Annotated in this window: 20 protein-coding genes and 1 other RNA gene; 9 read left to right on the top strand and 12 right to left on the bottom strand. The window is 46.8% G+C overall.

Annotated features, from left to right (window positions below):
- Positions 1-50 precede the first annotated feature (50 nt).
- Entirely contained in the window at positions 51-506 is a 456-nt protein-coding gene (locus OMQ46_RS00790) for a very short patch repair endonuclease (RefSeq protein ID WP_266235017.1), read from the bottom strand.
- A gap of 14 nt (positions 507-520) precedes the next feature.
- Between OMQ46_RS00790 and OMQ46_RS00785 the strand changes: the two genes are divergently transcribed.
- Complete coding sequence (locus OMQ46_RS00785; RefSeq protein WP_266235016.1) at positions 521-2365, top strand: DNA cytosine methyltransferase; 1845 nt, start codon at positions 521-523, stop codon at positions 2363-2365.
- A gap of 26 nt (positions 2366-2391) precedes the next feature.
- Here the strand turns inward: OMQ46_RS00785 and OMQ46_RS00780 are convergent, their stop codons facing one another.
- The 7 genes from OMQ46_RS00780 to smpB form a co-directional block, all read right to left on the bottom strand.
- Complete coding sequence (locus OMQ46_RS00780) at positions 2392-4491, bottom strand: AIPR family protein (protein ID WP_266235015.1); 2100 nt, start codon at positions 4489-4491, stop codon at positions 2392-2394.
- Positions 4484-5461 carry a PD-(D/E)XK motif protein gene (locus OMQ46_RS00775; RefSeq protein WP_266235014.1) on the bottom strand — a complete coding sequence of 326 codons (978 nt, stop codon included), beginning with the start codon at positions 5459-5461 and terminating at the stop codon, positions 4484-4486. Before OMQ46_RS00775 ends, OMQ46_RS00780 begins: the two co-directional genes overlap by 8 nt.
- Positions 5451-8315: a Z1 domain-containing protein gene (locus OMQ46_RS00770; protein ID WP_266235012.1), complete on the bottom strand. Its 2865-nt coding sequence runs from the start codon at positions 8313-8315 to the stop codon at positions 5451-5453. Before OMQ46_RS00770 ends, OMQ46_RS00775 begins: the two co-directional genes overlap by 11 nt.
- Positions 8297-9652 carry an ATP-binding protein gene (locus tag OMQ46_RS00765; RefSeq protein WP_266235010.1) on the bottom strand — a complete coding sequence of 452 codons (1356 nt, stop codon included), beginning with the start codon at positions 9650-9652 and terminating at the stop codon, positions 8297-8299. The genes OMQ46_RS00770 and OMQ46_RS00765 overlap by 19 nt, the downstream gene beginning before the upstream one ends.
- Positions 9645-10001, bottom strand: coding sequence for a hypothetical protein (locus OMQ46_RS00760; protein ID WP_266235008.1), 357 nt, complete (start codon positions 9999-10001; stop codon positions 9645-9647). The genes OMQ46_RS00765 and OMQ46_RS00760 overlap by 8 nt, the downstream gene beginning before the upstream one ends.
- 381 nt (positions 10002-10382) lie before the next feature.
- Positions 10383-10746: a transfer-messenger RNA gene (ssrA, locus tag OMQ46_RS00755) on the bottom strand.
- 548 nt (positions 10747-11294) lie between these two features.
- Positions 11295-11774, bottom strand: coding sequence for an SsrA-binding protein SmpB (gene smpB / locus OMQ46_RS00750; protein ID WP_266235006.1), 480 nt, complete (start codon positions 11772-11774; stop codon positions 11295-11297).
- A 131-nt stretch (positions 11775-11905) separates the two neighbouring features.
- Here smpB and OMQ46_RS00745 point away from each other — a divergent pair, with 131 nt between their 5' ends.
- Genes OMQ46_RS00745 through OMQ46_RS00735 form a run of 3 tightly spaced genes read left to right on the top strand, consistent with a single transcriptional unit; the run spans position 11906 to position 14035 of the window.
- Positions 11906-13276: a sodium-dependent transporter gene (locus OMQ46_RS00745; protein ID WP_266235004.1), complete on the top strand. Its 1371-nt coding sequence runs from the start codon at positions 11906-11908 to the stop codon at positions 13274-13276.
- Between the two features lie 17 nt (positions 13277-13293).
- On the top strand, positions 13294-13734 hold the full coding sequence (locus tag OMQ46_RS00740) for a type II toxin-antitoxin system RatA family toxin (protein WP_266235003.1): 441 nt from the start codon (positions 13294-13296) through the stop codon (positions 13732-13734).
- Positions 13721-14035 (top strand): RnfH family protein, encoded by a 315-nt coding sequence (locus OMQ46_RS00735; protein ID WP_266235001.1) that lies wholly within the window; start codon positions 13721-13723, stop codon positions 14033-14035. Before OMQ46_RS00740 ends, OMQ46_RS00735 begins: the two co-directional genes overlap by 14 nt.
- A 1-nt stretch (position 14036) precedes the next feature.
- On the opposite strand, the gene OMQ46_RS00730 is transcribed toward OMQ46_RS00735, so the two are convergent.
- On the bottom strand, positions 14037-14858 hold the full coding sequence (locus tag OMQ46_RS00730) for a ferritin-like domain-containing protein (RefSeq protein ID WP_266235000.1): 822 nt from the start codon (positions 14856-14858) through the stop codon (positions 14037-14039).
- Positions 14851-15831 (bottom strand): ABC transporter permease, encoded by a 981-nt coding sequence (locus tag OMQ46_RS00725; protein ID WP_266234998.1) that lies wholly within the window; start codon positions 15829-15831, stop codon positions 14851-14853. Before OMQ46_RS00725 ends, OMQ46_RS00730 begins: the two co-directional genes overlap by 8 nt.
- A gap of 207 nt (positions 15832-16038) precedes the next feature.
- Here OMQ46_RS00725 and OMQ46_RS00720 point away from each other — a divergent pair, with 207 nt between their 5' ends.
- From OMQ46_RS00720 to OMQ46_RS00710, 3 genes are all read left to right on the top strand, one after another.
- Positions 16039-16791 (top strand): hypothetical protein, encoded by a 753-nt coding sequence (locus OMQ46_RS00720; RefSeq protein WP_266234996.1) that lies wholly within the window; start codon positions 16039-16041, stop codon positions 16789-16791.
- A gap of 65 nt (positions 16792-16856) precedes the next feature.
- Positions 16857-17705, top strand: coding sequence for a DUF692 domain-containing protein (locus tag OMQ46_RS00715; protein ID WP_266234994.1), 849 nt, complete (start codon positions 16857-16859; stop codon positions 17703-17705).
- Positions 17698-18441, top strand: coding sequence for a DNA-binding domain-containing protein (locus tag OMQ46_RS00710; protein ID WP_266234992.1), 744 nt, complete (start codon positions 17698-17700; stop codon positions 18439-18441). The genes OMQ46_RS00715 and OMQ46_RS00710 overlap by 8 nt, the downstream gene beginning before the upstream one ends.
- A gap of 732 nt (positions 18442-19173) precedes the next feature.
- Here OMQ46_RS00710 and OMQ46_RS00705 read toward each other — a convergent pair.
- Positions 19174-19806: a bifunctional 4-hydroxy-2-oxoglutarate aldolase/2-dehydro-3-deoxy-phosphogluconate aldolase gene (locus OMQ46_RS00705; protein ID WP_266234990.1), complete on the bottom strand. Its 633-nt coding sequence runs from the start codon at positions 19804-19806 to the stop codon at positions 19174-19176.
- A gap of 28 nt (positions 19807-19834) precedes the next feature.
- On the bottom strand, positions 19835-21658 hold the full coding sequence (edd, locus tag OMQ46_RS00700; protein ID WP_266234989.1) for a phosphogluconate dehydratase: 1824 nt from the start codon (positions 21656-21658) through the stop codon (positions 19835-19837).
- 385 nt (positions 21659-22043) lie between these two features.
- On the opposite strand from edd, the gene trmB reads away from it, so the two are divergent.
- Positions 22044-22730 carry a tRNA (guanosine(46)-N7)-methyltransferase TrmB gene (gene trmB, locus OMQ46_RS00695; RefSeq protein ID WP_266234987.1) on the top strand — a complete coding sequence of 229 codons (687 nt, stop codon included), beginning with the start codon at positions 22044-22046 and terminating at the stop codon, positions 22728-22730.
- A gap of 85 nt (positions 22731-22815) precedes the next feature.
- A complete protein-coding gene (locus tag OMQ46_RS00690) occupies positions 22816-24039 on the top strand; it encodes an OmpP1/FadL family transporter (protein WP_266234985.1) in 1224 nt (407 codons plus the stop codon).

Genomic DNA, 24039 nt, shown 5'->3' with positions numbered 1-24039 from the left:
AAGCTGAACTTGGCGGTAAAGGTGAAGCCAATGACTTATGATTATGCGCCTTATATTTCTCCTTCAATTGAACTGCTATTTTTATTTGCAACTATCCAATCAACTATCCGCTCTATGAGTTGCGTACTGCCAAGACGAGTCTTTCCTTTTATCGAACATTCCCAGACCGTTAAAACTCTCCAGCCCAACTCCTCAAGCTTTTTTGTGTTTGCCTTATCCCGAACTATATTCTGATTAATTTTTCTCTCCCAGAACTCACTTCGAGATTTAGGCCACTTGAATAAGTGGCAATTGTGCCCATGCCAAAAACAACCACGTATCTCAATTACTGCCCTAAACTTTGGCAAAACCATATCTGGTTTACCAGGGAGGTCAGCTCTGTGTAAGCGATATCTATATCCCCTTTTATGAAGCTCCCTTCTGATTAGTAGCTCAGGCTTAGTGTCTTTTGCCCTGATACGAGACATATTTTTTGATCTGGTTTCTTTGTCAAAAACATCAGCCACAAATGACCTCCACCATGTCCTGGTTTTTACTGGATAACCTGGTATTATTACCTGAAAATTTTGACCTGCAAAAAATGAAAAGTAATTCAAAAAATAAAATTACCGTTATCGATTTGTTTGCTGGCCCGGGGGGGCTCGGTGAAGGTTTCAGCAACTGTCGTCCCAACTCCCCATTTCAAATTGCAATGTCTGTCGAGTACGAAAAAAACGCACATGACACGCTGACATTGCGGTCTTTTTATAGAAAACTCACTAAACAAGAGCGTGAACTCTTCTACTATCCATACATCACCAGTAGTGATGAAGATACCAAGAAAGCCAGAAAGGAAGAGATGATCCAGAAATGTCGTGATAAATGGGACGAAGCTCGCAAAGAAACTCTTTTAAAACCTCGAGCACTGGGTAAACCTGATAAGTGGAAAAAAATACGAAAAGGTGAGCCAATCAGCGATGTAGATGACAAGGAAACTCAAGATGAATTGGAAATCATTGAGCGTATCAGACAAATTAAATCTTCAACTACTGGACCCTTAATAGTCATTGGTGGACCACCTTGTCAGGCATATTCCGTTAATGGCAGAAATAGAATCAAGGCAATAAAGGATTACTCACCTGAAAATGATGAGCGTTTTTTCCTCTATCAAGAGTATTTGAGAGTAATTGATGAAGCTGATCCAGATGTCTTTGTCATGGAAAATGTCGAAGGCATACTGAGTGCAAAACTGGCCACAGGTGAACTGATTTTTGAACGAATCAAACGTGAACTGGTAAGGCCTGACAAAATTGAGGATAACGAACATTACGACATATATTCACTTGTCCGTGAACCAGATGAACCAGCTACAGATACTGCTGGGCCTCTCTACAAAAGCAATAAGAAATTAGTTATTAACGCAAGTAAATTTGGAGTTCCTCAAGCTCGCAAGCGCGTGATACTTCTCGGTATCAAACACAAGTACGGTCCTGTTGATGATTTTATGAGGGAAGATGTCCTACCCACCCCTTCAACAAGTGAGTTACTGAGCGGCTTGCCTAAGCTCAGAAGTGGTATCAGCCAAAAAAGTGAAACATTGAACGATAGCCATAAAAACTGGATATCTACTTGGGAAAAAAATCGAGACCATTTGATTTCAATTCTCTCTGATAAGAGAGAAATAGAACGGGTCATCGATAGAAATAATAAAAAATTATCGAACTTCAATTCCAAGGATGCTGAGAAGATCAGAACATCCTTTGCTAATACCCTCAAAGAAGTCGAGCAACTCAAACTATCCGGGGATATCACTGACATTAATGCAGGTAGGGGGAATGCGCTTTTTTGTAAGCAAGAAGGCAACAATCCCCCATACGATGACAACTTCAAATATAAATACCCAGATCTATATAACTGGTTGAATAGAAGTCTCGATGGCGTTCCAAATCATGATACCAGGCAGCACATGATTAGTGACCTGCAAAGGTATATGTTTTCTGCATCATGGGCAAATGCACACAAACATCAGAAAAGTCCTTTCCCAAAGAGTAAAGATTTTCCATTTGCATTATCGCCAGACCATAAGAACTGGGAGTCTGGTAATCAAGCAGATAGGTTCAGGACTATTGGCTCAGATATGGTCCCTCTGACCATCACAAGTCACTTAAGAAAAGATGGTCATGCCCAAATACATTATGATGCTAGTCAAAATAGATCTTTAACTGTCAGAGAGGCAGCCAGAATACAAACCTTTCCCGATGACTATTACTTTGAGGGAACCAGAGGCTGGCAATACCAACAAGTCGGAAATGCAGTACCAGCATTTCTAGCTAAACAAATAGCCAACCATGTTCTTAAAATTTTAGAAAAAAAGGGGCTTTTCTAGGCTGTATTGGTAGCATTTATCCCTAATCAGACAAAATCAAAGCCATTCAGGTATGCCTGCTTCCTCACATCCATCACCACTTTGCTCTCCCTCTCACTTGGGAACCACTTACCACTACTTATGAAAGAGCATTTTTCAGGTAAGGCAACATTTTTATGGTCGATCGGATAGCCCATATTTTTAAAAAACTCCTTGATTGCGAGCCACTCATCCGCTGTCACTTCCATAACGGATGTTTGTGACTCAATTTGGGCACCTGCCTCATTTATCTCATCATTTTTGTGTTCTGCCTCTCTTTTCTGCTCTGCATCCACATAGTCTGCTCTGTTGATGAGGCTCAAATCGTAATCAAGTTTTTTGACAAGATTCCAACCTTTCTCTGATTTACAGAACTCAGAGGGGTTACCAACACCCTGTCTAAAATTCGGATCGAGTATTTTTTCTCTCACAAACTTAGCAAGGCTAACTATCTCATCTAAAAGTGATGAGGAAACTGACTGGTTTTTGAAGATTCGTTCCAAGTTTATGTCTTTACCATCTTTGATAAGAAGGTGCCTGAGTAGTGCCAATGTAAATGTAACTGTCTCAGCCTTGAAACCTTTCTCTTCCTTGTACCAGTCTGACTTTAAGATGGCAGAGTCTGCGGATTTGAAGAGTATAGCCTTCGCAATCAGCTCTCTGTAAAAGGCATGCTTAAAGCTTGAGTCGTCCTTGTCATACTCATCTGCTATTTTTGCCCCTAATAATCTCAGGTTAGCTTGGGCACCCTTTTTAACCTCATGAGGGTTCATTCGCCAGGTATTCTCAAACTTTGCCATGTCCGTTTTATTGAATTTCTGATTTTTGGGAAACTCAAGTTCAAACTGGTTTCGTTTCGCAGAACTCAAAGCTCGTATTCTAGTTCCATATTGTCCGCGAGCCCGCTCATAAAACCACTTCGTGGATAAGCCAGATTCACCTGCAGGCATTGGTATTGTAAGGGCAAGTTTCTCCAGATTCAGATGGAAAGGATGATTAGATACAAGATCAGACTTCTGGATCGCATTTTGTGTGTTAGCGTATTGTGAAATTTTAGACTTTAGAATCTCTCTTTTTTCTTCCTCAGTAATGACTGTCAGCTTCATCTGGACGAAAACTTTCGAGAGATCTATGTCTTTATACCTCAACTCTCCTATTCCACCTTTTTCACGAGGTGAAAAATATATCGAAGCGGTTGTCTGGCCCCCGTTTACAATCTGCAAGTCATCAAGACTCGTAATCACCTCTCTGCCATCAATAACCTCTGTTTTGATTCCAGTAGCGGTACACGTCAACCCATTGTTATAGGAGAAGAAATTTTCAGGCTCGGTCAGAAGTGCCTTTCTGATGCCGTTATTGACCGAGGACCTGAAGTCTAGAAATGTCCTAACATTTGCTTCAAGAAGTCTTTGACCATATTCATCGTAAAGTTTGCTGAGAACCTCACCAGGCACAACACAGAGGTATGTACTTGTATCTTCTGGATTAATGTTAGCTGGAAGAACACTCAGGCCTTTACAAAGCTCCATAAAGTCAACTGTAAATGGTTCATTTTCCGTACCTGAATCATTCAGTATTCGGATTCGCTCTATGTCCCAAATTTCAATTGAGGTTGGTAAACCTTTAATGTCCTCAATTTCTATTTTCTTAACCCGGTCACTGAGTTTCTTGTCTGTAAGAATAACCACCCTGCACTTAATTGCATCAGGTAGAAAATAAGCCATACTCGTGGCTATAACTCTATCGGTAGATTCTTCAAGCTCATCCAAGAACGACTTGTCTTCAACCTTATCTAGAAAGCGCTCTACCTTTTTACTTAATTTGAGAATATCGGCCTTATTGATGGTTGAGATCTCATCCAGGCCTTCGTAATCAGTGATGATTCCTGTCAGCGACTTTTCAAGGTCATTCCAACTGTATCCGTCTATTTTGAGACCTTTATTAGAGTTCCTGTAGGGCGAATACTCAACGTTATCCAAAATACCGGCCTCAGATAACGACTCTGAGATATCTTCAAAAAACTTCTCTTCTTCAGCTGAGAGGTGGGATTCTGCTGCAAGTTTAATCCGGTTAAGGAACTGTTCCCTAAATTCTAATAATTCATCCATCTGATAATAGATCCTTTATTCCATCCAGAATACGATGTTTGCCAAGTGCATTTTCATCGATTGAATAACTCACCCTTACGATACTAGGACCAGGTATATTTTCAGGAACGAGTCTGGGGAAATCATCATCGACCTCATATATAGCATGGTCGACTTCTATAAATTTGGTCTTCAACTGGCTTTGGGTTGCTTTTCCATAAAGTGATGCAGCTTTCTGCAGGAAATCACGTTTAGAAACAGGAGAAAACTCCAACTCTTGAACAATCTCCAGATAGAGGTCTTCAAGACTCAAATCATCCTGTTCTTTAGTATTAACAATACGCAGAGTCAGTAAATATAACTTTTCCGTTCGTTTCTGGAGTTGCTCCAGTGACGAGATTCTTATCTCATTCCCATCGCCGGATTGGGAAGTTTTTACCTCTATGCTGGTTTCCCCAAGCGTAAAATCCTGTTTTTTCTTAAGTGGTCCAACCCAGCCTGACACTGCTTTGTCTATTTGTAAGTGTGGAGAAATATGTTTTTTCAGCGTATAGAGCTCTCCCCAGAAGCCGACCAACTCACTATGCCTCAGCCCCTCTCTGGAGGGTTTCAAGAACTCTCCCCAAGATAAAATACGTTCAACAGCGTGCTGGAATAACTTTAGCCCTTGATGTGAGGAACAATAATGAGCGATGTCCTTGGTAACAGTAGAGAATTTGTCTTTTAATTCATCCTCGACAAGAGTGCAGACTAATCTAGTAGAACTGTTCATTTTTACCATGTCTACCCGTAAACAGGACACTTTGAGGTCTGTATCCACCTCGCAGATTACAGGCTCTTCTATGAAAAAAAGTTTCTGACCTGCTTCATCAACAGAGACCCAGAAGCGATCGTCCTCAGAGTAAAGCCTGCGAGCAGATTTTGGATAAGTGCCTTGTTCAATATCAGCCCAAGGATCATCTTTGAAAAAGTCGTAGAGACTAGCTGTCATTTTCGTCTGTCTCCTCTTCTACCCCGGCCCCTTCGTCAAATTCTGGCTCATCATCAATAAAGGCCGTCATATCACGCCACACCTTATTTGTGAGGTAGCTGACTTTTGTATTTTTTCTGATCCGTTCTATTTCATCCTTAGGTTTATTTTTGAGGTTGTCCGGCTCCGGAAAAGACAATGAATAACCGACAGTGACATCTGAGTGAGGCTTATCCACACCATCATTATTACCTTTAGTTCCCTTAACACCACTTTTCGCTTTAACAACTGCAGTAGCGAAGGTATACAAAATTAGCCCGGGGAAGTCTCTGTCTGGATGCCTTATGTCATCTGTAACCGAATCAGAACGTGTGCTTACAAACTCACTTTTGGGAAGAAATAACCTTTCGTCTGTTTTCTCACCCAACTCTGAGCTGGGCTGTCTCATTGTTTGCTTGTTTCTTGAATAGGTGAGTTTTCGTTTAGCAGCCTTAACTAAGCCCACTGGTGACGGGAAGGTATAGTTCCCTGGCAGTGTAATGTTATATTCTTCGAGAAGCTTCTTTGACCACCACGTATCAGGTGAGTTACCTGTGAAATTTTTTACACACACCCTGAAGTTAGGTAACCCGTTCAATTTCAGCTTTTGAATGTACTGTTCAATCAGATAATCAGGAATTTCGTCCTCAGCGAGCTTCATCATTTGCATGAACGCTATTACATCCTCATGATTCACATCATAGAAAAGCGTTGAGCCATTATCTGTCTTGGTGTGTTTATAAAGCTTCTCAAGGTTGGCTATAAATCCATTCACAGTATTTATATTATTGTTGTTTGATTGATCATCAGTGAAGAACTCAAACCTTCTGATCCTCGAGCCAGACAAGTCCATCGATCTGGTATAGGCTTCAGCTGTATCCATCTTCTGTTTTGCAGTTACAAGGAGTGCGCCAGGATAGTCACGAACCTTCAAGCCAAACTCGCTTGGCGTTTTTTTCTGTCGGGACATTCTCTCAAGCTCGTGATAGAGCTCCTGAATAGCCTCAGAAATGAAGGTATACCATTCAAGTGACTCTTCAGTGAGATATAACTTGCATAGGTCTTTATAGCCAGGCCTGTAGCCAAACCAGCGACACATCTGCATCAGTGTGTCGTACATTTTTGAATTACGTGTGAAGTATGAAACCGTAAGTCCTTCCAAGGTGAGCCCCCTAGAAAGCTTGTGTCCTCCGACGACAATTACAGCCAGACCATTCTCCTGATAACGACTATAATCCAGTGTGTCGCCTTTTCCGTGAACCGCCAAGACCTCCGTCTTGAAAATTGCCTGTTTCAGGAAAGGATAGATATCCTCAAAACTTTCCGGAATATCATAGAAGCGGTTGTTAAAAGTTTCTCTAAGTTGATTGATGAGAGATGATTTTATAACTGCTTTATCTGAAGAGTATCCAAGTGCAAAATCAGCTGCATTTCTTATTTCACCTACATAAGAATCAATCATCCCGGCCAACTGATCCTGCAGAGCAGTGAGGTGCGTCATATTGACTAGCATCGTGTTATGGGCCCGACTCTCTTTTCTGCAGCTTCTACAAGCTGTGACGATAAGAAAAGCTCTGACCGCATCTTTCAGAGACTCTGATAAATCTGTCAGTTTAGATGACTTATTACTCTTGTTAGGTATGGTTGTGTGGTAATCATCAACAACAATTACCGGACTGGATGAATCATCATCTTCTTCAGACAGAAAGAAGTGATTTTGTCCGACGTAATTATCTGGAATTGGCATCTTCACCATGAAATTCTCAGGGAAAAGATCATCACCAATCAGTTCATCCCCATCCTCGTCAGGATCTATAAAGATATTGGCAAAAGGTGTCGCTGTATAACCGATGTAAGTTGAACGCTCAAACAGATTCAGCAGACTTCGGATACCAGCATTGATGGTGGTAACTTTTGATACTTTTTTCTTTGTGTTGATGGATGCATAGTCAGCCTCATCATCAATCAAGAGAAGTGGCATTTTGAGTTTGATATTATTCTCAGGGTCAAGATCATGCTTGTCTGTAATCCACTTGTTCACACTCTTGAGAACCGATGCCCACTTTTTTATGACGAGAACCACAGGCGCATTGACCTGTGTAAATGGAAACCTTATCTGTTCAAGATTCTTATGAAAGTCACTCTCTGTGGAAGTAAATGTAAAAACTTCCAGATCCTTATCTCTATATAAGCCAACACCTACCCTCTCAGCATTGCCTGTATTCAATTTAGCCAAGTGAGAAGATTCTCGACCAGTCACTCCCTCATCTACACGCTCCTGAGTCTGCTTTCTCAACTCATTCAGGTGTCCACCGAGCAGAATAATTACCTTATAACCAGCATCGATACCTTTATTAATGAGACCAAGATAATTCTGAGTCTTTCCTGACTGAACATTACCCATTACCAGGCCTTTGCGTTTCCAAGGGCCTGTTAAATTCGGGTCACCACTCGCGTCAAGAATTTCATCTATGACTTTCTCTGTGTCATTTATGACACTCTCTGAACGGCCGTTATCAACTAAAAGTTCTCTATATGCATTCCAATAGTTCCATGAGATATCGGCACGTTTATGATTAAGCCATCTCTCAACATCCTTACTTACCAGTGAAGTGCTCTGTTCCTGGATATCAATGTTGATACTGGACTCAACCCTGAACTTGATTAACTTCCAGTCTTCATCTGTAAAATCATCATATTGTCGTAGAGGGCTGGATCGGAGATGCTCGACAAGACTATCAATGAATGCGACATCTACTATTTGCCCTGCTTTTTTTGCCTCTTCACATAGGCGAAAAATATTCTTGAATGAATCTTCTAGTCTTGCTTTTTCCATAAATGTTCAACTTCCTTAAGGAGATCACTAAATTCAATTTTTGTCTGATCGATACTGTTTGGTTTGGATGACATCTTTTCGTAGATGTGGTTGATAGGAAGAGTTGATGAGACGTCTATGAGGTATGCAACAAGTTTGTCAGCCGTTTCCTTGTCTACATGTTCAAGTATATCTTTCAATCGATTGTTATCACGTGATAATTCGTAAGTGACCGTGGCCTCTCTATCATTCTCTCGTATATCCCAAAAGGAATTAGCCTCTTCTACTTGGCCACGATACCTATATGAGCGCTTTGATCTCTTGATAGGATCCTGTATCAGCTGTTTGAGTTTTGTTCTGATCTTGGTGGGTATTTCCAGCGTTGCTTTTTTTACATCTGTACCCCACTCTGAGTCCAGAGAAGCTGGCACATTAACCTCCACACGCGCCAGCTTTCCGAGCTGTGTCCACTGAGTTAACCCATGCCAGCCGCCAGCGATAATGAGCCTGTTTGAACGGTAGACATACAAACCTTGATTGGCTGTGAGTTCGCCAGGTCCACCAAGATCATCAAGCTCTTTCTTGGTCAGTTTTGACTCATGAGGCAGTGTATGTACACGTATCTCAACTTTGCCACCTTTTTTTACCCTGAAGGATTGCGAGGGGCCTTCCTGATAGCCTTTAGATTTAGTCAAAAAAGGGTCGATTGGTGTTATTGCCTGCCTGTTTATAAAAATTCTTAGACCTGATTGCAGGAACTTATGAAAATAGAGTGAGAGAAACTTTTTTAATGCAGCAATATCAGCTGAGACTGTGGTTTCAATTTCTCCCTCATTTAAATCAGAATATCTATAGATCTGCTCCCAAATGAGGGTTGTGCCTGAGGAAAGTGAATTAATCTCTTCTTGGTAAAGCAGATTGAACTGTTCAACTTGCGGCAGTCTAATCAGCCATGCATTTTTTTCTTCTACAAAATTCAGGTCCCAGATTGCGACAGCCGGACTAGAACCACTGGTTTTAGAAATGACAGTTAGTATTTTTGCCTGAGAGAAACTTGCTGTTTTCATTCCAGAACCAAAGCGTCCCAAATCGTTCTCATGCCTCTCCTCGAAAGGGTCTCTGCAGCTGATCCTCATGTTTTCGATCAACTCATCACGGCTCATACCAAAGCCATCGTCAGTAATTCTCAGTTTTACTGAATTACCTCTTATCTCTGCATCAACCCAAATATTCTTGGCTTGAGCGGTAATGGAGTTATCAATAATGTCTGCAATGGCGCTGTTGAGGTTGTAGCCAATGCTACTAAGCGTTCTTATGTGTGCGATTGGATTTGGAGACAGGTCTATGTGTTCAGACATCAACGATATCCTCTAGGAAATAATTGCATGAACGCAGAACCCTCTGAAAAGCAATGTTCTCTCTAACATCAAGGCCATCTGCGTCAGCCGCAAAATATGCAATTTTTAACGATTTTTTTAGATAGACCGTATCAACCAGAGGAGCTATCAGACCATCTAGCGGATGATCAGAGTCAAAAAAATTATCTATTGAGTTTCTGAGTGCGTTTTCATCGACAATTTCGAAACAGTCCTTGATTTGTTCGATAATTGACTGTTCTTCGACTTCAGATAGAACCCCATCAGCCATACAGACGTGAAGGGAAAGGTTTAGAATTGCAGTAATAGTCTCTTCAGTAATGCTTTCCATGCTATCAGGTTCCTGATTGGAGAAATTTGAGAATTACTTCACATTCAGAGACTACTAAATTATATAAAAAACTAAAATCAATTTTTAGCTGTTAATTTAATATACGAGGCCAATGAATTTGTATGTTTTAACTCAAGGTGTATTTGCTCAGAAAACTTAGCATCCCATGTAATAATCAACTACAGGCGACAGGAGATTAAAAATGTGTACATCAACTAAACTAACTAGTAATGATCTCAACAGAGTCTTTTAGATACTTTTCTTGTTCGTTGTATAGTTAAATCCCTTGCCACAACAATCAGCCTCAAAATAGAAATGACAGAAGCCACTCAGAAACAAAAGACACAAAAAAACCACCCGAGGGTGGTTTCTCTATTCGATTGGTGGAGGCGGCGGGAATCGAACCCGCGTCCGGAGATCCTCCGCCGTTGGATCTACATGCTTATTCCATCTTTTGATTTAACTGGCTGCAACCCGATGGACAGGGCAAACAGACAGCGAGCTAGTCAAAGTTTTAGTCTCTTCGCACCTAGCTTACGTCGAGACGATCTTGTGTGAGTCGACGCCCGATACCAGTCGCACAAGCACGGGTCTGGTCGGACGGCATTTGCTGGTTATTAAGCAGCTAGTGCGTAGTTGTTATCGTTAGCAACTATTTTAAGTTTCAGTCTGTTTTACGAGAAGAACTGAAATACTCGGCATGCACCTCAGGTTTTGCGATCCCCGTCGAAGCCAGGTCGCCCCCAAAGCTTGTGTTACATGGACATTATAGAGAAAGACAAGTTTCTCAGCTAGGGGCTTTTTGTGTCGTCTTAATTTATTTTGTGGATTTTGGGTGTGGGCTCGATATTAGCGTTGGTTATTTTTACTTGTTATCGGTTTCTGGTCGTTTTGGTTTGGTGCACTTATTAACGGTGGGGACTGGATTGCCACGGCATGTGGCCTCGCAATGACGGGGATGGGTTGGCATTGGTCATTGTTTGTTGTGGCTAACACGACGCGACTTGGGCATTTCTCAGCGCACTGGACTGGATTGCCGCGGCCTATGGCCTCGCAATGACTGGGATGGATTGGGGGTGATCATTATTTGTTGTGGCAGACACGGTGTGACTCGGGCAACTCTCGGCGGTGGGGACTGGGTTGCCACGGCCTGGGGCCTCGCAATGACGGGGAAGGTTGGCGTTGGTCATTGTTTGTTGTGGCAAACGCGGTGTGACTTGGGCATTTCTCTGCGCACTGGACTGGGTTGCCACGGCCTGGGGCCTCGCAATGACGATGTCGAAGCGTTGGCCCCTATTTCATTTTGAGGATACGGGCTTTGTCGCGCTGCCAGTCACGTTCTTTTTCTGTGGCGCGTTTGTCGTGGAGTTGCTTACCTTTGGCCAGTGCGATTTTTAGCTTGGCCATTCCTTTCATCCAGTACATTGTCAGTGGCACCAGGGTGTAGCCTTTGCGCTCGACGGCGCCAATGAGCTTATCCAGCTCGCGACGGTGCAGTAACAGTTTTCTGTCGCGCTGTGATTCGGGCACGATGTGGGTGGAAGCGGTTTTAAGCGGAGAAATCAGAGCATTAGCCAGATAGGCTTCGCCCTGACGGATATGCACATAACTCTCGTTTAATTGCAGCTTGCCATCACGCAGACTTTTTACTTCCCAACCTTCAAGAGATATTCCTGCTTCAAAGGTCTCTTCGATAAAAAAGTCATGACGAACCTTGCGGTTGACCGCGATGGTGTTGTCACTGAGTGTTTTCTTTTTGTTCTTTTTAGCCATCCGTCCATTATAAAGTTTTTAGCGGCGGTCTTCATTATTTTCAGTCAATACGACCAGGTGAGGCTTGTTTGTTGATTTGAACAAAATCTGGTTACAATCGGAGCAATTTGTGCATCAATCAGGACTCAAACATGGCAAGACCTGCAAAGTCGATACACGGTGAGTGGACTTCCCGCTGGGCATTTATTCTGGCGGCCACCGGTTCAGCTGTTGGTCTTGGTAATATTTGGAAATTTCCCTACGTCACCGGCGAAAATGGTGGCGGTGCCTTTGTCATTGTCTACCTCGGCTGTATTGCCCTGATTGGTCTGCCATTGATGATGGCGGAAGTGCTGATTGGCCGCCGGGGTCGCCAGAATCCCATAAACAGCCTGAGGTCCCTCGCCGAAGAAGAGGGTCGCTCCAGAATCTGGGGTTGGTTGGGGGCCATGGGGGTCCTGGCAGGCTTTTTTATCCTCTCTTATTACAGTGTCATTGCCGGTCAGGCCATGGCCTACATCCCGCGTACCTTGTTTGGTGTATTTGAGGGCGTCACCCCGGATGGCGCAGCAAGTATTCATTCGGCACTGGTCAGTGACCCCGAGCGGCTGCTGGCCTGGCACACGCTGTTTATGATTATCACCATGTTTGTGGTGACCCGTGGGGTACAGCATGGTCTGGAAAAGTCGGTACGCATTATGATGCCGGCACTTTTTATCATTCTCATCATGTTGGTCGGTTACGCTTTCAATACCGGTGAGGCTTTTACCCGCAGCGTGCATTTTCTGTTTGATGCTGACTTTTCCAAGCTGACTGCGAACTCAATTCTGATAGCGATGGGCCACGCCTTTTTCACCCTGAGCCTGGGGATGGGCGCGATCATGGTTTATGGCTCTTACCTCCCCAAGAAAACATCTATATTTAAGGTGTCTGTGACGATTTCAGTGATGGATACCGGTGTTGCTCTGCTGGCCGGTTTGGCCATTTTCCCACTGGTGTTTGCCAACGGCATGGAGCCGGGCGCCGGGCCCAGCCTGATTTTTGAAACCCTGCCAATCGCCTTTGGCCATATGCCGGGTGGGCAGTTCTTCGGTGGTATTTTCTTCCTGCTGCTGGTCTTTGCCGCCTGGAGTTCCGGTATCTCCCTGGTGGAGCCGATAGTCGCCTGGATGGTAGAAAACCACGGTTTCAGTCGTCGTAATGCGACCCTGCTGTCCTGTGGCATTATCTGGCTGCTGGGTCTGCTAACCCTGTTTTCATTCAACATCGGTCAGGACTGGACGCTGTTCGGCAAGACGGCCTTCGGCTTGCTTGACTACCTGACTGCGAATATCATGTTGCCTTTAGGTGGCTTACTGATAGCCATTTTCGCCGGATGGATGATAAAACCTGCCAGCACGGCTGATGAGTTGGCGATGGGCAGCCGGATTCTGCATTATTGCTGGCTGTTGTTGATTCGTTTCGTGTCACCGCTGGCAATCCTGATTGTGTTTGCCAACCTGACCGGTCTACTGAAAATATAAGACAATAACCCGACCTGATGACTACCATTACACGAAGTGCTTTGGTGATGTATACGCCTGATCAGATGTTTGATCTGGTCAATGATGTGGAAGCTTATCCACGTTTTCTGCCCTGGTGCAAAGGCAGCCGTATCATCAATAAAAATGAAGATGTGATCTGTGCGGCACTGGATATCGCCAAAGGGGGTATCCATCATGAATTTTCAACACGAAACGTACTCGATCACGGCAATGCTATCCGTATCGAACTGATTGACGGCCCCTTCCGCCATCTGGAAGGTCACTGGCAATTCAAGCCCATCGGTGACAATCAGGGATGCCGTGTCCAGTTGGATATGGATTTTGAGTTTTCCACCCGGCTGCTGGATTTGGCTTTGGGGCCGGTATTTACCCAGATCTCCGGCTCACTGGTCGATGCCTTCTGCAAACGTGCCCAGGAAATCTATGGAAAACGCTGAACATATTGTTGTTGAAGTGGCTTATGCCCTGCCCAATGAGCAACTGATTCTGGAAATTGAAGTGCCGGCCGACTGCCAGGTCGAGGAAGCCATCAAACGTTCCGGCATTCTGGAGCGTTACCCACAGATTGATTTGAGCACCGACAAGGTCGGTATTTTCGGCAAGATGTGTAAACTCAATGCCAGCCTCAATCACAAGGACCGGATCGAAATCTATCGACCTTTGATTGCCGACCCCAAAGAGTCCCGTCGTCAGAAAGCAGAAATGGCGAAGAAAAAGGCCAAAGCGTCAGAAGACTGATTCAGGCCTGTTTTTTATACACCGCCTGGGACTCCAGCAGCGCCATTTCGGCTTCACTAAAGCCGGCCGCGATACGGGCATCAGTATGAAACGGGCCGCGAATTTCGCCGTTGAAATAAGTTTCCAGCAAGTCTTTGAAGGTCAGATACGGGTCCAGTCCACGTTGCTCGCAGAGAAAATTAAACCAGTGGGTGCCGACTTTCACATGCCCCACTTCTTCCCGCAAAATCGTTTCCAGAATCTCTACCGCCTGATAATCCCCTGAACCTCTGAGCTTGTTCATCATCGAGGGCGTCACATCCAGGCCACGTGCTTCCAGTACTCTCGGCACCAGCGCCATTCGCGTCAAAGGGTCATGATGGGTTTTTCGAGCCATCTCCCACATCCCGTCATGGGCTGGGAAATCACCATAAGCAAATCCCATCGTCCGTAAATGCTGATCCAGCATTTCAAAATGGGTGGCTTCTTCATAAGCTACCTGCATCCAGTCTGCATAAAATGCCTCCGGCATATCGGCAAATCGTGCAATGGCATCCAGTCCCAGGTTGATAGCGTTGAACTCGATATGACAAATGGCATGAATCAGGGTGGCATGACCGGTTTTCTGATTATTGCGGCGACGCGGTAAGTCACGGGGTGCAACCAGTTCTGGCTTATCAGGACGGCCGGGGAAAGCGGGCACTGCCAGGCTATCATCAGAGACCGAAAATCCCTGTTCCTGGACCTGTTTGTAGAGTGCCTGAGTGGCAGACGCTTTTAGCCAGGGATCAGCGATTAACAGGCATTCCAGAGCCTGTTCGCGAAGTTGTATTGACTCAGCCATCGAGTCTTACCCGCGGATCAACGACGGTGTATGAGATATCGGTCAGCATCAGGCCGACAATGTAGAGCACTGAGCCCAGGAAGACCATCGCCCGGACAATCGCAAAATCCTGTGCATGAATAGCATCAATAGTGTAACTACCCAGGCCGGGGATACCGAAGAATGATTCCAGAATCAGGCTGCCCATAAACAAAGTTGGCAACACCACCACGATACCGGTCAAAATCGGGATCATGGCGTTTTTAAGCACATGTGAGAACAGCACCCGGACTTCTGACAGGCCCTTGGCACGGGCGGTGCGGACGTAATCTTTGGAAGCTTCTTCCAGAAATAAAGTCCGGTACCAGCGAGAGCCGCTGCCAATACCGGAAATAATGCCGATAGCAACCGGCAGTATCAGGAACTTGGTCGCATCAAAGCCTTCTGCGTAGCCGGATATCGGCACCAGTTGCATGATTTTACCGACCAGGAACTGGCCGCCAATAATATAGAAAAGGCCGGATATCGACATCAAAATCACGCACAGGATGACGCCACTCAGGTCGACATAAGTAGCCCGGAAAAAGACCATCAGCATAGCGAAGGTGATATTGACCATCAGACCGATAATCAGGATCGGTACTGCGATCGCCAGACTTGGCCACATGCGGTTCTTGATATCTTCACCGATGTCCCGGCCATCATCAGCCTGGCCAAATTCAAACACAAACAGGCTGAGAGATTTGGCAAAGAAAATGGTTTCCGTGACTTTATCGACACCCTCTGCCTCACTGTTCCAGAGCAAAGGCTGGTCATAGCCACGTTCCTGCTTCCAGGTTTCGATTGCCGCCTCGTTCACGTACTTGTTACCCAGGTGCATTCGCGCCATATCGTCTGGCGTGTTGACCATGAAAAACAAAACGAATGTGAGCGCATTCACCCCCAACAGTATGGGAAAGGCGTAAAGAATCCGTCTAATAATATAAGCGAGCATGAAGCGATACCTGTCAGGAGTAACCAGATTGGCAGAACGTCAGATTAATGACCGACGCGCTTGCCTCAAGTTTCACAGAGCGTCATTGTAGCAGTTGACCATGCCATCAGCATGCCGTCATGAAATAGAGGTATGCAAACAGAACATTGCGCAATCATAATAGTCACAAAGACAGTAATCCGTTCCATTAATGACATGAGGTCTATCATGAAAAGATTGTTTCTCGCCCTACTGCTACCCCTGGTCATGGCATTGAGTCTGCCTGCTCAGGCAGAAGAGACTAAGATTATGATTCGGGCCCAGGCAGTGGATGCCAAATTTATTGGTACCGGTGTCGGCGGCGTGCGCGTGGTGGTTGAAGATGCGGAAACCGGTGAAATTCTGGATGAAGGCTGGATCAATGGCGGGACCGGCGATACCGATTTACTGGTCAAAAACCCGATCAAACGCGGACAAACACTCACTGATGATAAAACTGCCGGATTTCTGGCCGAAGTCGACCTCGAAGCACCACGCCTGTTGAAATTTAAACTGATGGGGCCTTATGGCTACCGGCAGTCACTACAGGAAGCCACGGTCACTTCCTGGGTCGTACCGGGTAAACACCTGCTGGGTGATGGCATCATTCTTAACATGCCCGGCTTTATTGTCGATGCCTGGACTCAGGTACTCGAGGGCGGCAAAGTCGAGTTCTATACCAAAGCCTCATTGCTGTGTGGCTGCCCGATTACCAAAGATGGTCTTTGGAAACCGGATAACTATGAAGTTAAAGCCATCCTGATGCAGGATGAGGAAACCCTCGCTGAAGTGCCGCTTGAATTTACCGGTCCGGTGGGCATGTTCTCAGGCAAAACCGAGATCAAACAATCCGGCCATTATAAAGCGATCGTCTACATGGTCGATCCGACCACGGGCAATGTCGGCGTTGATCGCACCATGTTCGAAGTCAATCTGGATTAAGCCACATCTGTAACAAAGCGCCCGCCCAGGCGTCACAGATCCAGAGACTGAATGCAGGAGCGTCTATGAATAGTAAAACTTGTCCGGTGAACGGTGCCGGCCTCGGCCTGCGCCGCAGTTTTATTGACGAACTGGCCCAAATGGATGACACCGGTATCGATTTCCTGGAAGTCGCACCGGAAAACTGGATGGAAATGGGGGGCGGTTTCGGCCGTAAATTCTCGGCAATCACCGAGCGTTATCCGATGCTCTGCCATGGTCTGTCATTGTCGATTGGCAGTCCTGCCCCACTGGATGAGCATTTCCTGCAGCGGCTCAAGCAGTTTTTCGACAGACACAATATACGCTGTTACAGCGAGCATTTAAGCTACTGTAGTGACGATGGTCACCTGTATGACCTGATGCCAATTCCTTTCACTGAAGAAGCCGTCCATTACGTCGCTGATCGCATTAAAAAAGTTCAGTCGATACTTGAACGTCGACTGGTGATTGAGAATGTCTCTTACTATGCAGCGCCGGGACAGGAAATGGATGAAATTGCCTTTACCCGGGCAATTCTTGAAGAAGCGGACTGTGACCTGTTGCTGGATGTGAACAATGTCTATGTCAACAGCGTCAATCATCGTTACGATCCGATTGACTATATCAAGGCCCTGCCCACTGAGCGTATTGCCTATCTGCATATTGCCGGCCACTACAATGAGGCCGAGGATCTGATTGTCGATACGCATGGCGCCGATGTGATCGATCCGGTCTGGGAGTTGCTGTCCCAGACTTATCAGTATCATGGCGTCAAACCCACTCTGCTTGAGCGCGATTTCAATATCCCGCCACTGCCGCAGTTAATCGAAGAAGTCAGCACCATTCAACGTTATCAGCAACAGCCAGCGTTTAAACATGTCTCGCATGGCTGATTCATTTCAGGCTACGCAATACCGCTTCGCCGCACACATCCGCAATCCCGAAGGCGAACCGGCACCGGCGCACATCGAAGACCGGCGTATGGCGATTTATCGTGATCTGTTTTTCAATAACATCAACGGCACGCTGCAAAACGCTTTTCCGGTGATTCGAAGCCTCTATGATGAAGCGCAATGGCAAGCTATGGTGCGGGACTTTATGGTTAAGCATCAATGCAAAACCCCGCTATTCGTGGAAATCGCCCGCGAGTTTATGGCCTATCTCGAAAATGAACGGCTCAATGATGCAGATCCGCCTTTTCTGAGGGAACTGGCACATTACGAATGGGTGGAACTGGCTTTAAGTATTCATGAAGCTGAATTTTCCCGCACGCCGATTGCTGACGAAGATTGTCTGGCACTGCGTTATCAGCAATCTCAGTTAGCCTGGCTGCTGGTGTATCAATATCCTGTGCATCAAATCAGTGTTGAGAACCAACCAACATCAGCGAACGAAACACCGGTATGTTTGCTGGTGATGCGCAATGAGCACGATGAGATTAAGTTTATTGAACTCAATCCGGTCAGTGCCCGCTTGCTGGAATTACTGTCACAGGGACTGCGTGGAGATGAGTCTGTTAAGGATATTGTCGCTGCCATGCAGCATTCACAGCCAGAAGTGGTTGAGCAGGGTGCGCGGCAGTTGATTCATGACTGGTTAGACCGTGGTGTTTTGCTCAAAAGGGATTGATTGGTGGCGTCTCTCTGCCCGTGAGATGCCTCGACTTCGCTCGGCATGACACATGCTTTATTCATCGCACTTGTCATCCTGAGCCTGTCGAAGGATCTCTCAAACCTCAAAGATACCTCGCCTACGCTCGACATGACAGGTTGTGACTCTCTACCCCTGTCATCCTGAGCCTGCCGAAGGATCTCTCCAACCTCAAAGATGCCTCGACTGCGCTCGGCATGACAGGCTTTGGCTCTCTACCCCTGTCATCCTGAGCCTGTCGAAGGATCTCTCAGACCTCAAAGATACCTCGCCTACGCTCGGCATGACACGGCTTTGACTCTCTACCCCTGTCATCCTGAGCCTGCCGAAGGATCTCTCAAAGCCCTAAGATGCCTCGACTTCGCTCGGCATGACACGGCTTTATTCATCCCACTTGTCATCCTGAGCCTGCCGAAGGATCTCTCCGACCTCAAAGATGCCTCGGCTGCGCTCGGCATGACAGGTTTTGACTCTCTACCCCTGTCATCCTGAGCCTGCCGAAGGATCTCTCCGACCTCAAAGATGCCTCGACTTCGCTCGGCATGATACGGCTTTGACTCTCACCCCTGTCATCCTGAGCCTGTCGAAGGATCTCTCCAACCTCAAAGATGCCTCGACTTCGCTCGGCATGACACGGCTTTATTCATGATTCCGCCCAATAAAAAAGGCGCTGATTAGCGCCTTTTTCAATTTCAGTGATGCTTGAAATACTCAGGCTGTTGCGAGTTCAATCGCTTCTGCCGCCAGACGGGTGATTTCATCCCAGTTCTCTGCATCGACCAGATTCGCTGCACACATCCATGAGCCGCCTACACAGCCGACATTAGGCAGCTTGTAGTAGTCATTGACGTTTTTCTGGCTGACGCCACCGGTCGGACAGAATGTGATTTGTGGAATCGGAGCACCGATTGATTTCAGCATGGGGACGCCACCGGCCGCTTCAGCCGGGAAGAATTTCATGGCAGTGATCCCTTTTTCCAGCAGTCGCATGGCTTCGCTGGGGTTCGCAATACCCGGCAGCAGCGGCACACCGGTTTTCAGGGCGGCATCGATCAGGCTATCTGTGGTACCGGGACTGACGATGAACTCAGCGCCCGCATCAATCGCGGCATTCAGCGTGTCGATATTAATAATCGTACCCGCACCGACGATCGCATCAGGCACTTCTGCTTTGATGCGGCGGATGGATTCCAGCGCAGCGTCAGTACGCAGCGTGATTTCCAGCACTTTAAGGCCGCCTTTGACCAAAGCTTTGGCTAGTGGCACAGCATGGTCGGCATTGTTGATCACCATCACCGGCACGACCGGTGAAACTTTCATAATTTCATGAATTGTTTTCGACATGGATAAGGCGTTTCCAGCTTATTGTTGATTATTCGACATTGAACATGTTGATGGCGCCGGTCTCAGAGGTGGAGACACCCTGACGGAAGCTATCGAACAATTCACGGCCCATGCCGTAATGATGTTCCGTATTTGCCATCACACAAGCCATGCGTGAGTTCAGTTCTTCTTCGTCGACCAGCACGTTCAGTTCACCGCGCTGGGTGTCGAGACGAATCATGTCACCATCACGGACCTTGGTCATCAGGTTGCCATCGGCACATTCCGGCCACAGGTGAATCGCTGATGGGATCTTACCGGAGGCACCGGACATGCGACCGTCAGTAACCAGCGCCACTTTGTAACCTTTGTCCTGCAGCACACCGAGTGGTGGCGTCAGTTTGTGCAGTTCCGGCATACCATTGGCTTTCGGGCCCTGGAAGCGGAGGACGACGATGACATCTTTATTCATTTCACCGCGTTTGAAAGCCTCAACCACGTGATCCTGATTGTCGAATACCATCGCTGGCGCTTCGACGACCTGATGCTTGGGCTCAACGGCAGAAATTTTCGACATTCCGCGGCCCAGGTTGCCCTGGATGAGATGCAGGCCACCGCTGGTCGCGAACGGCGCCGTCACGCTGCTGACTACTTCCGGGTCCAAAGACTTTTTCGGTCCTTCCTGCCAGCTCAGTGTGCCCTCTTTCAGGGTCGGCTCCTGCGTGTATTGCTCCATACCCTTGTCATCACCCACGGTCAGGATATCGGTATGCATCAGGCCATTGGCTGACAATTCGCCAATCAGCACGCCCATACCGCCGGCCGCCTGGAAGTGGTTAACGTCGGCAGTGCCATTCGGATAGATACGGGTCAGCAATGGAATAATCTTGGACAGACGGTCAAAGTCATCCCAGTTAATGATAATGCCTGCTGCACGGGCGATAGCGACCAGGTGCATCGTGTGGTTTGTGGAGCCACCTGTGGCCAGCAGACCGACCAGCGCGTTGATGATGGCTTTTTCATTGATCATGTGACCAATCGGACGGAAGTCATCACCCAGTGAGGTGAATTTCAGGACTTGTGCTGCTGCACGCTTGGTCAGCGCGTCACGCAACGGCGTGTTGGGGTTGATGAAGGAACTGCCGGGCAAATGCAGGCCCATCATTTCCACCATCATCTGGTTACTGTTGGCAGTACCGTAGAAAGTACAGGTACCCGGGCTGTGATAAGACTCGGATTCAGCACGCAGCAGTTCTTCACGACCGACTTTTCCTTCTGCATAAAGCTGACGGATACGCACTTTTTCCTTGTTAGGCATACCGCTTGGCATTGGACCGGCCGGTACAAAAATCGCCGGCAGGTGACCGAAGCTCAGCGCGCCAATCAACAGACCCGGTACGATTTTGTCGCAGACGCCCAGATAGAGCGCAGCGTCAAACATGTTGTGGCTGAGACCGACCGCGGTCGCCATGGCAATCACGTCACGGCTGAACAGAGACAGTTCCATTCCCGGCTGCCCCTGGGTGATACCGTCACACATGGCCGGTACGCCACCGGCAAACTGGGCAACGCCGCCTGCTTCATGAGCGGCATCTTTTATCAGTTTCGGGAAGTCCTTGAACGGCTCGTGAGCAGACAACATATCGTTGTAAGAAGAAATGATGGCGATGTTGGCTTTTTGATCACCAGCCAAATCGGCTTTGTCTGTCATTGAGCAGGCTGCAAATCCGTGAGCCAGGTTACCGCATCCTAATACTGCACGATGAGGCCCTTTACCAATAGCTTCATCAATCCGCGACAGATAGACCGACCGCGTTTTCTTACTTCTTTCGATTACGTCATTAGTGACGCTTTCTAATACTGGATGAACCATAGTTTCCTTCTCTCTTTAATGCTTTGCCTGATGTGTTTGCAAAGGATTGCCGGGCTCGGAATGTCCCGAAGATTTTGTGTCAAGACCGACCATTATACCTTGAAAGGTCTATTTTGGCATATGTCGAATTCGTTTCGCTTCGGCCATGATGCATGGTAAAGCTACAGCTGACGCCACTTTTTAGCGATACTGACAGCCCACTTATATTGATATTCTACCAGTTTCAAGGTCGCTGAAATACAACAGTGAGACAGTTCTGTTTATCGTTTATTCGACGCCCGATCCTAAACCGGTAAATCGGGACAAACAAGCTAATTTGGGATCCCCTGTAAACCACCATTGCGGTATGATCGCAGGTTTATTTACCAGCAGGAAAAAGTCCACGATGTCTGAATCCAGAGTCATGCGTCCGATTCGAAGTTTTGTCCGTCGCGAGGGCCGGCTGACGCCCGGCCAGCAGAAAGCGCTTGATGAACTCTGGCCCCGCTTTGGCATCGATGACACTCACGAAGCTATCGACCTGGATAGCCTGTTTGGCCGCCATGCGCCTGTCGTGCTTGAAATCGGGTTTGGTAACGGTGCTTCTCTGGCTGAAATGGCTCAAAATCAGCCTGAACAGAACTTTATCGGGATTGAGGTTCATCGACCTGGTGTCGGTCAATTGCTTAAATCGATTCAAACCTTAGCACTCAATAACGTGCGCGTTGCCTGTACTGACGCCGTTGAACTACTCAGGCACCGGATACCGGATAACAGTCTGGATCGCGTGCAGATTTATTTTCCTGATCCCTGGCATAAGAAGCGACACCATAAACGTCGCATTATTCAGCCTGCTTTTGTCACGATGCTGGCCGACAAACTCAAGCACGAAGGCCATTTGCATCTGGCCACTGACTGGCAGGATTATGCGGAACAGATGCTGATCGATGTTTCTGCCAATCAGCGCTTTGTTAACTGTGGCAATGATGACGGCTTTATTGAACGGCCAAGCTACCGACCGATAACCAAATTCGAGCAGCGTGGGCACCGCCTTGGTCACGGCGTATGGGACTTGTTATTCAGACGGGTTTGATGAGATTAATGATAAATGCTTGCGTCATTTGATGGCTTAATATAGTTTAGACTGCTAGTTAAGAAAATGATGCAAGTGGTTGACTATGAACTCGAAACTAAAAAATATTTCAGCATTCGTATTAATCGCAGCTTTACCCGGGACGGTGTCTGCTGCCGGATTTGCCATCAAGGAGCAAAGCATCACCAGTCTGGGCCGGGCTTTTGCCGGTAGTGCTGCCGTTGCTGAAGATGCCAGCACGATATTTTTCAACCCCGCTGGCCTCACGTATCTCGACCGTAGTGAACTTGACCTGGGTTTGAATTACATCAAACCACAATCCGAATTTCGTGATGAAGGTTCCACTATCAATGGCAATCCTCTCACTGGGGGTGATGGTGGCGATGCAGGTAATGACGCTTTTGTCCCGAATTTTTACCTGAGCCACCCCGTCAATGACAAAGTCACATTAGGCTTTGGTGTCTCTGCACCATTCGGCCTGGTCACCGAATACAAAGATGACTGGGTCGGTCGTTACCTGGCGGTGAAATCTGAAATGCTGACGCTCAACTTCAATCCGACCCTGGCTATTCAGGCTACAGAGAAGTTGTCGCTGGGTTTTGGTGTCAGTGCCCAATATATCGACGTCAAATTAACCAAGGTCGCTCAGGTTCCTGCCGATGCCGGCGTTGAACTGGAAGGTGACGATTGGGGATATGGCTATAATCTTGGTCTGCTCTACCAGTTTACAGATCAAACCCGTGTTGGCCTCTCTTACCGGTCAAAAATTTCTCACACTCTGGAAGGCGACGGTACGCTGGATGCCCTCGGCGTCAAGGAAGATATCAGCGCCGATCTGGACTTACCTGAGACAGTCTCCCTGGCAATACATCATCAGTTGAATGATAAATGGGCCATCATGGCTGATGCCACCTGGACCCGATGGAGTCGATTTGAAGAACTGGTGATTGAATCAGACGGGATTCTATCAACCGATAAGCCAGAAAACTGGGATAACAGCATGCGTTACGGCATCGGACTCAGCTATCAATATAACGACAAGTGGCAATTCCGTACTGGCGTTGCCTACGATGAAACACCGATACCCAGCAGTGGGTTCCGAACTGCACGTATTCCCGGTAATGACCGCAAATGGGTAGCGTTTGGTGCCAGCTATCAATACTCTGATAACATCGTTATTGATGCGGCCTATGCACACCTTTTTATGGATGACCCTCGCATCAATGAATCCGAGAGTATCTATAACCTCCGCGGTAAATATGATGCCAGTGTCGATATTGTGGGGCTGCAACTTCGTTGGCTGATGTAG

It is taken from the genome of Methylophaga sp. OBS1, from assembly GCF_026319365.1.
This window is presented reverse-complemented; position numbering and strand designations above follow the sequence as displayed.

Excerpts from the sequence above, each read along its gene's own strand:
- OMQ46_RS00785 (WP_266235016.1), top strand. The coding sequence starts at position 521 with ATGTCCTGGTTTTTACTGGATAACCTGGTATTATTACCTGAAAATTTT.
- OMQ46_RS00780 (WP_266235015.1), bottom strand. The coding sequence starts at position 4,491 with ATGGATGAATTATTAGAATTTAGGGAACAGTTCCTTAACCGGATTAAA.
- OMQ46_RS00775 (WP_266235014.1), bottom strand. The coding sequence starts at position 5,461 with ATGACAGCTAGTCTCTACGACTTTTTCAAAGATGATCCTTGGGCTGAT.
- OMQ46_RS00770 (WP_266235012.1), bottom strand. The coding sequence starts at position 8,315 with ATGGAAAAAGCAAGACTAGAAGATTCATTCAAGAATATTTTTCGCCTA.
- OMQ46_RS00765 (WP_266235010.1), bottom strand. The coding sequence starts at position 9,652 with ATGTCTGAACACATAGACCTGTCTCCAAATCCAATCGCACACATAAGA.
- OMQ46_RS00760 (WP_266235008.1), bottom strand. The coding sequence starts at position 10,001 with ATGGAAAGCATTACTGAAGAGACTATTACTGCAATTCTAAACCTTTCC.
- smpB (WP_266235006.1), bottom strand. The coding sequence starts at position 11,774 with ATGGCTAAAAAGAACAAAAAGAAAACACTCAGTGACAACACCATCGCG.
- OMQ46_RS00745 (WP_266235004.1), top strand. The coding sequence starts at position 11,906 with ATGGCAAGACCTGCAAAGTCGATACACGGTGAGTGGACTTCCCGCTGG.
- OMQ46_RS00740 (WP_266235003.1), top strand. The coding sequence starts at position 13,294 with ATGACTACCATTACACGAAGTGCTTTGGTGATGTATACGCCTGATCAG.
- OMQ46_RS00735 (WP_266235001.1), top strand. The coding sequence starts at position 13,721 with ATGGAAAACGCTGAACATATTGTTGTTGAAGTGGCTTATGCCCTGCCC.
- OMQ46_RS00730 (WP_266235000.1), bottom strand. The coding sequence starts at position 14,858 with ATGGCTGAGTCAATACAACTTCGCGAACAGGCTCTGGAATGCCTGTTA.
- OMQ46_RS00725 (WP_266234998.1), bottom strand. The coding sequence starts at position 15,831 with ATGCTCGCTTATATTATTAGACGGATTCTTTACGCCTTTCCCATACTG.
- OMQ46_RS00720 (WP_266234996.1), top strand. The coding sequence starts at position 16,039 with ATGAAAAGATTGTTTCTCGCCCTACTGCTACCCCTGGTCATGGCATTG.
- OMQ46_RS00715 (WP_266234994.1), top strand. The coding sequence starts at position 16,857 with ATGAATAGTAAAACTTGTCCGGTGAACGGTGCCGGCCTCGGCCTGCGC.
- OMQ46_RS00710 (WP_266234992.1), top strand. The coding sequence starts at position 17,698 with ATGGCTGATTCATTTCAGGCTACGCAATACCGCTTCGCCGCACACATC.
- OMQ46_RS00705 (WP_266234990.1), bottom strand. The coding sequence starts at position 19,806 with ATGTCGAAAACAATTCATGAAATTATGAAAGTTTCACCGGTCGTGCCG.
- edd (WP_266234989.1), bottom strand. The coding sequence starts at position 21,658 with ATGGTTCATCCAGTATTAGAAAGCGTCACTAATGACGTAATCGAAAGA.
- trmB (WP_266234987.1), top strand. The coding sequence starts at position 22,044 with ATGTCTGAATCCAGAGTCATGCGTCCGATTCGAAGTTTTGTCCGTCGC.
- OMQ46_RS00690 (WP_266234985.1), top strand. The coding sequence starts at position 22,816 with ATGAACTCGAAACTAAAAAATATTTCAGCATTCGTATTAATCGCAGCT.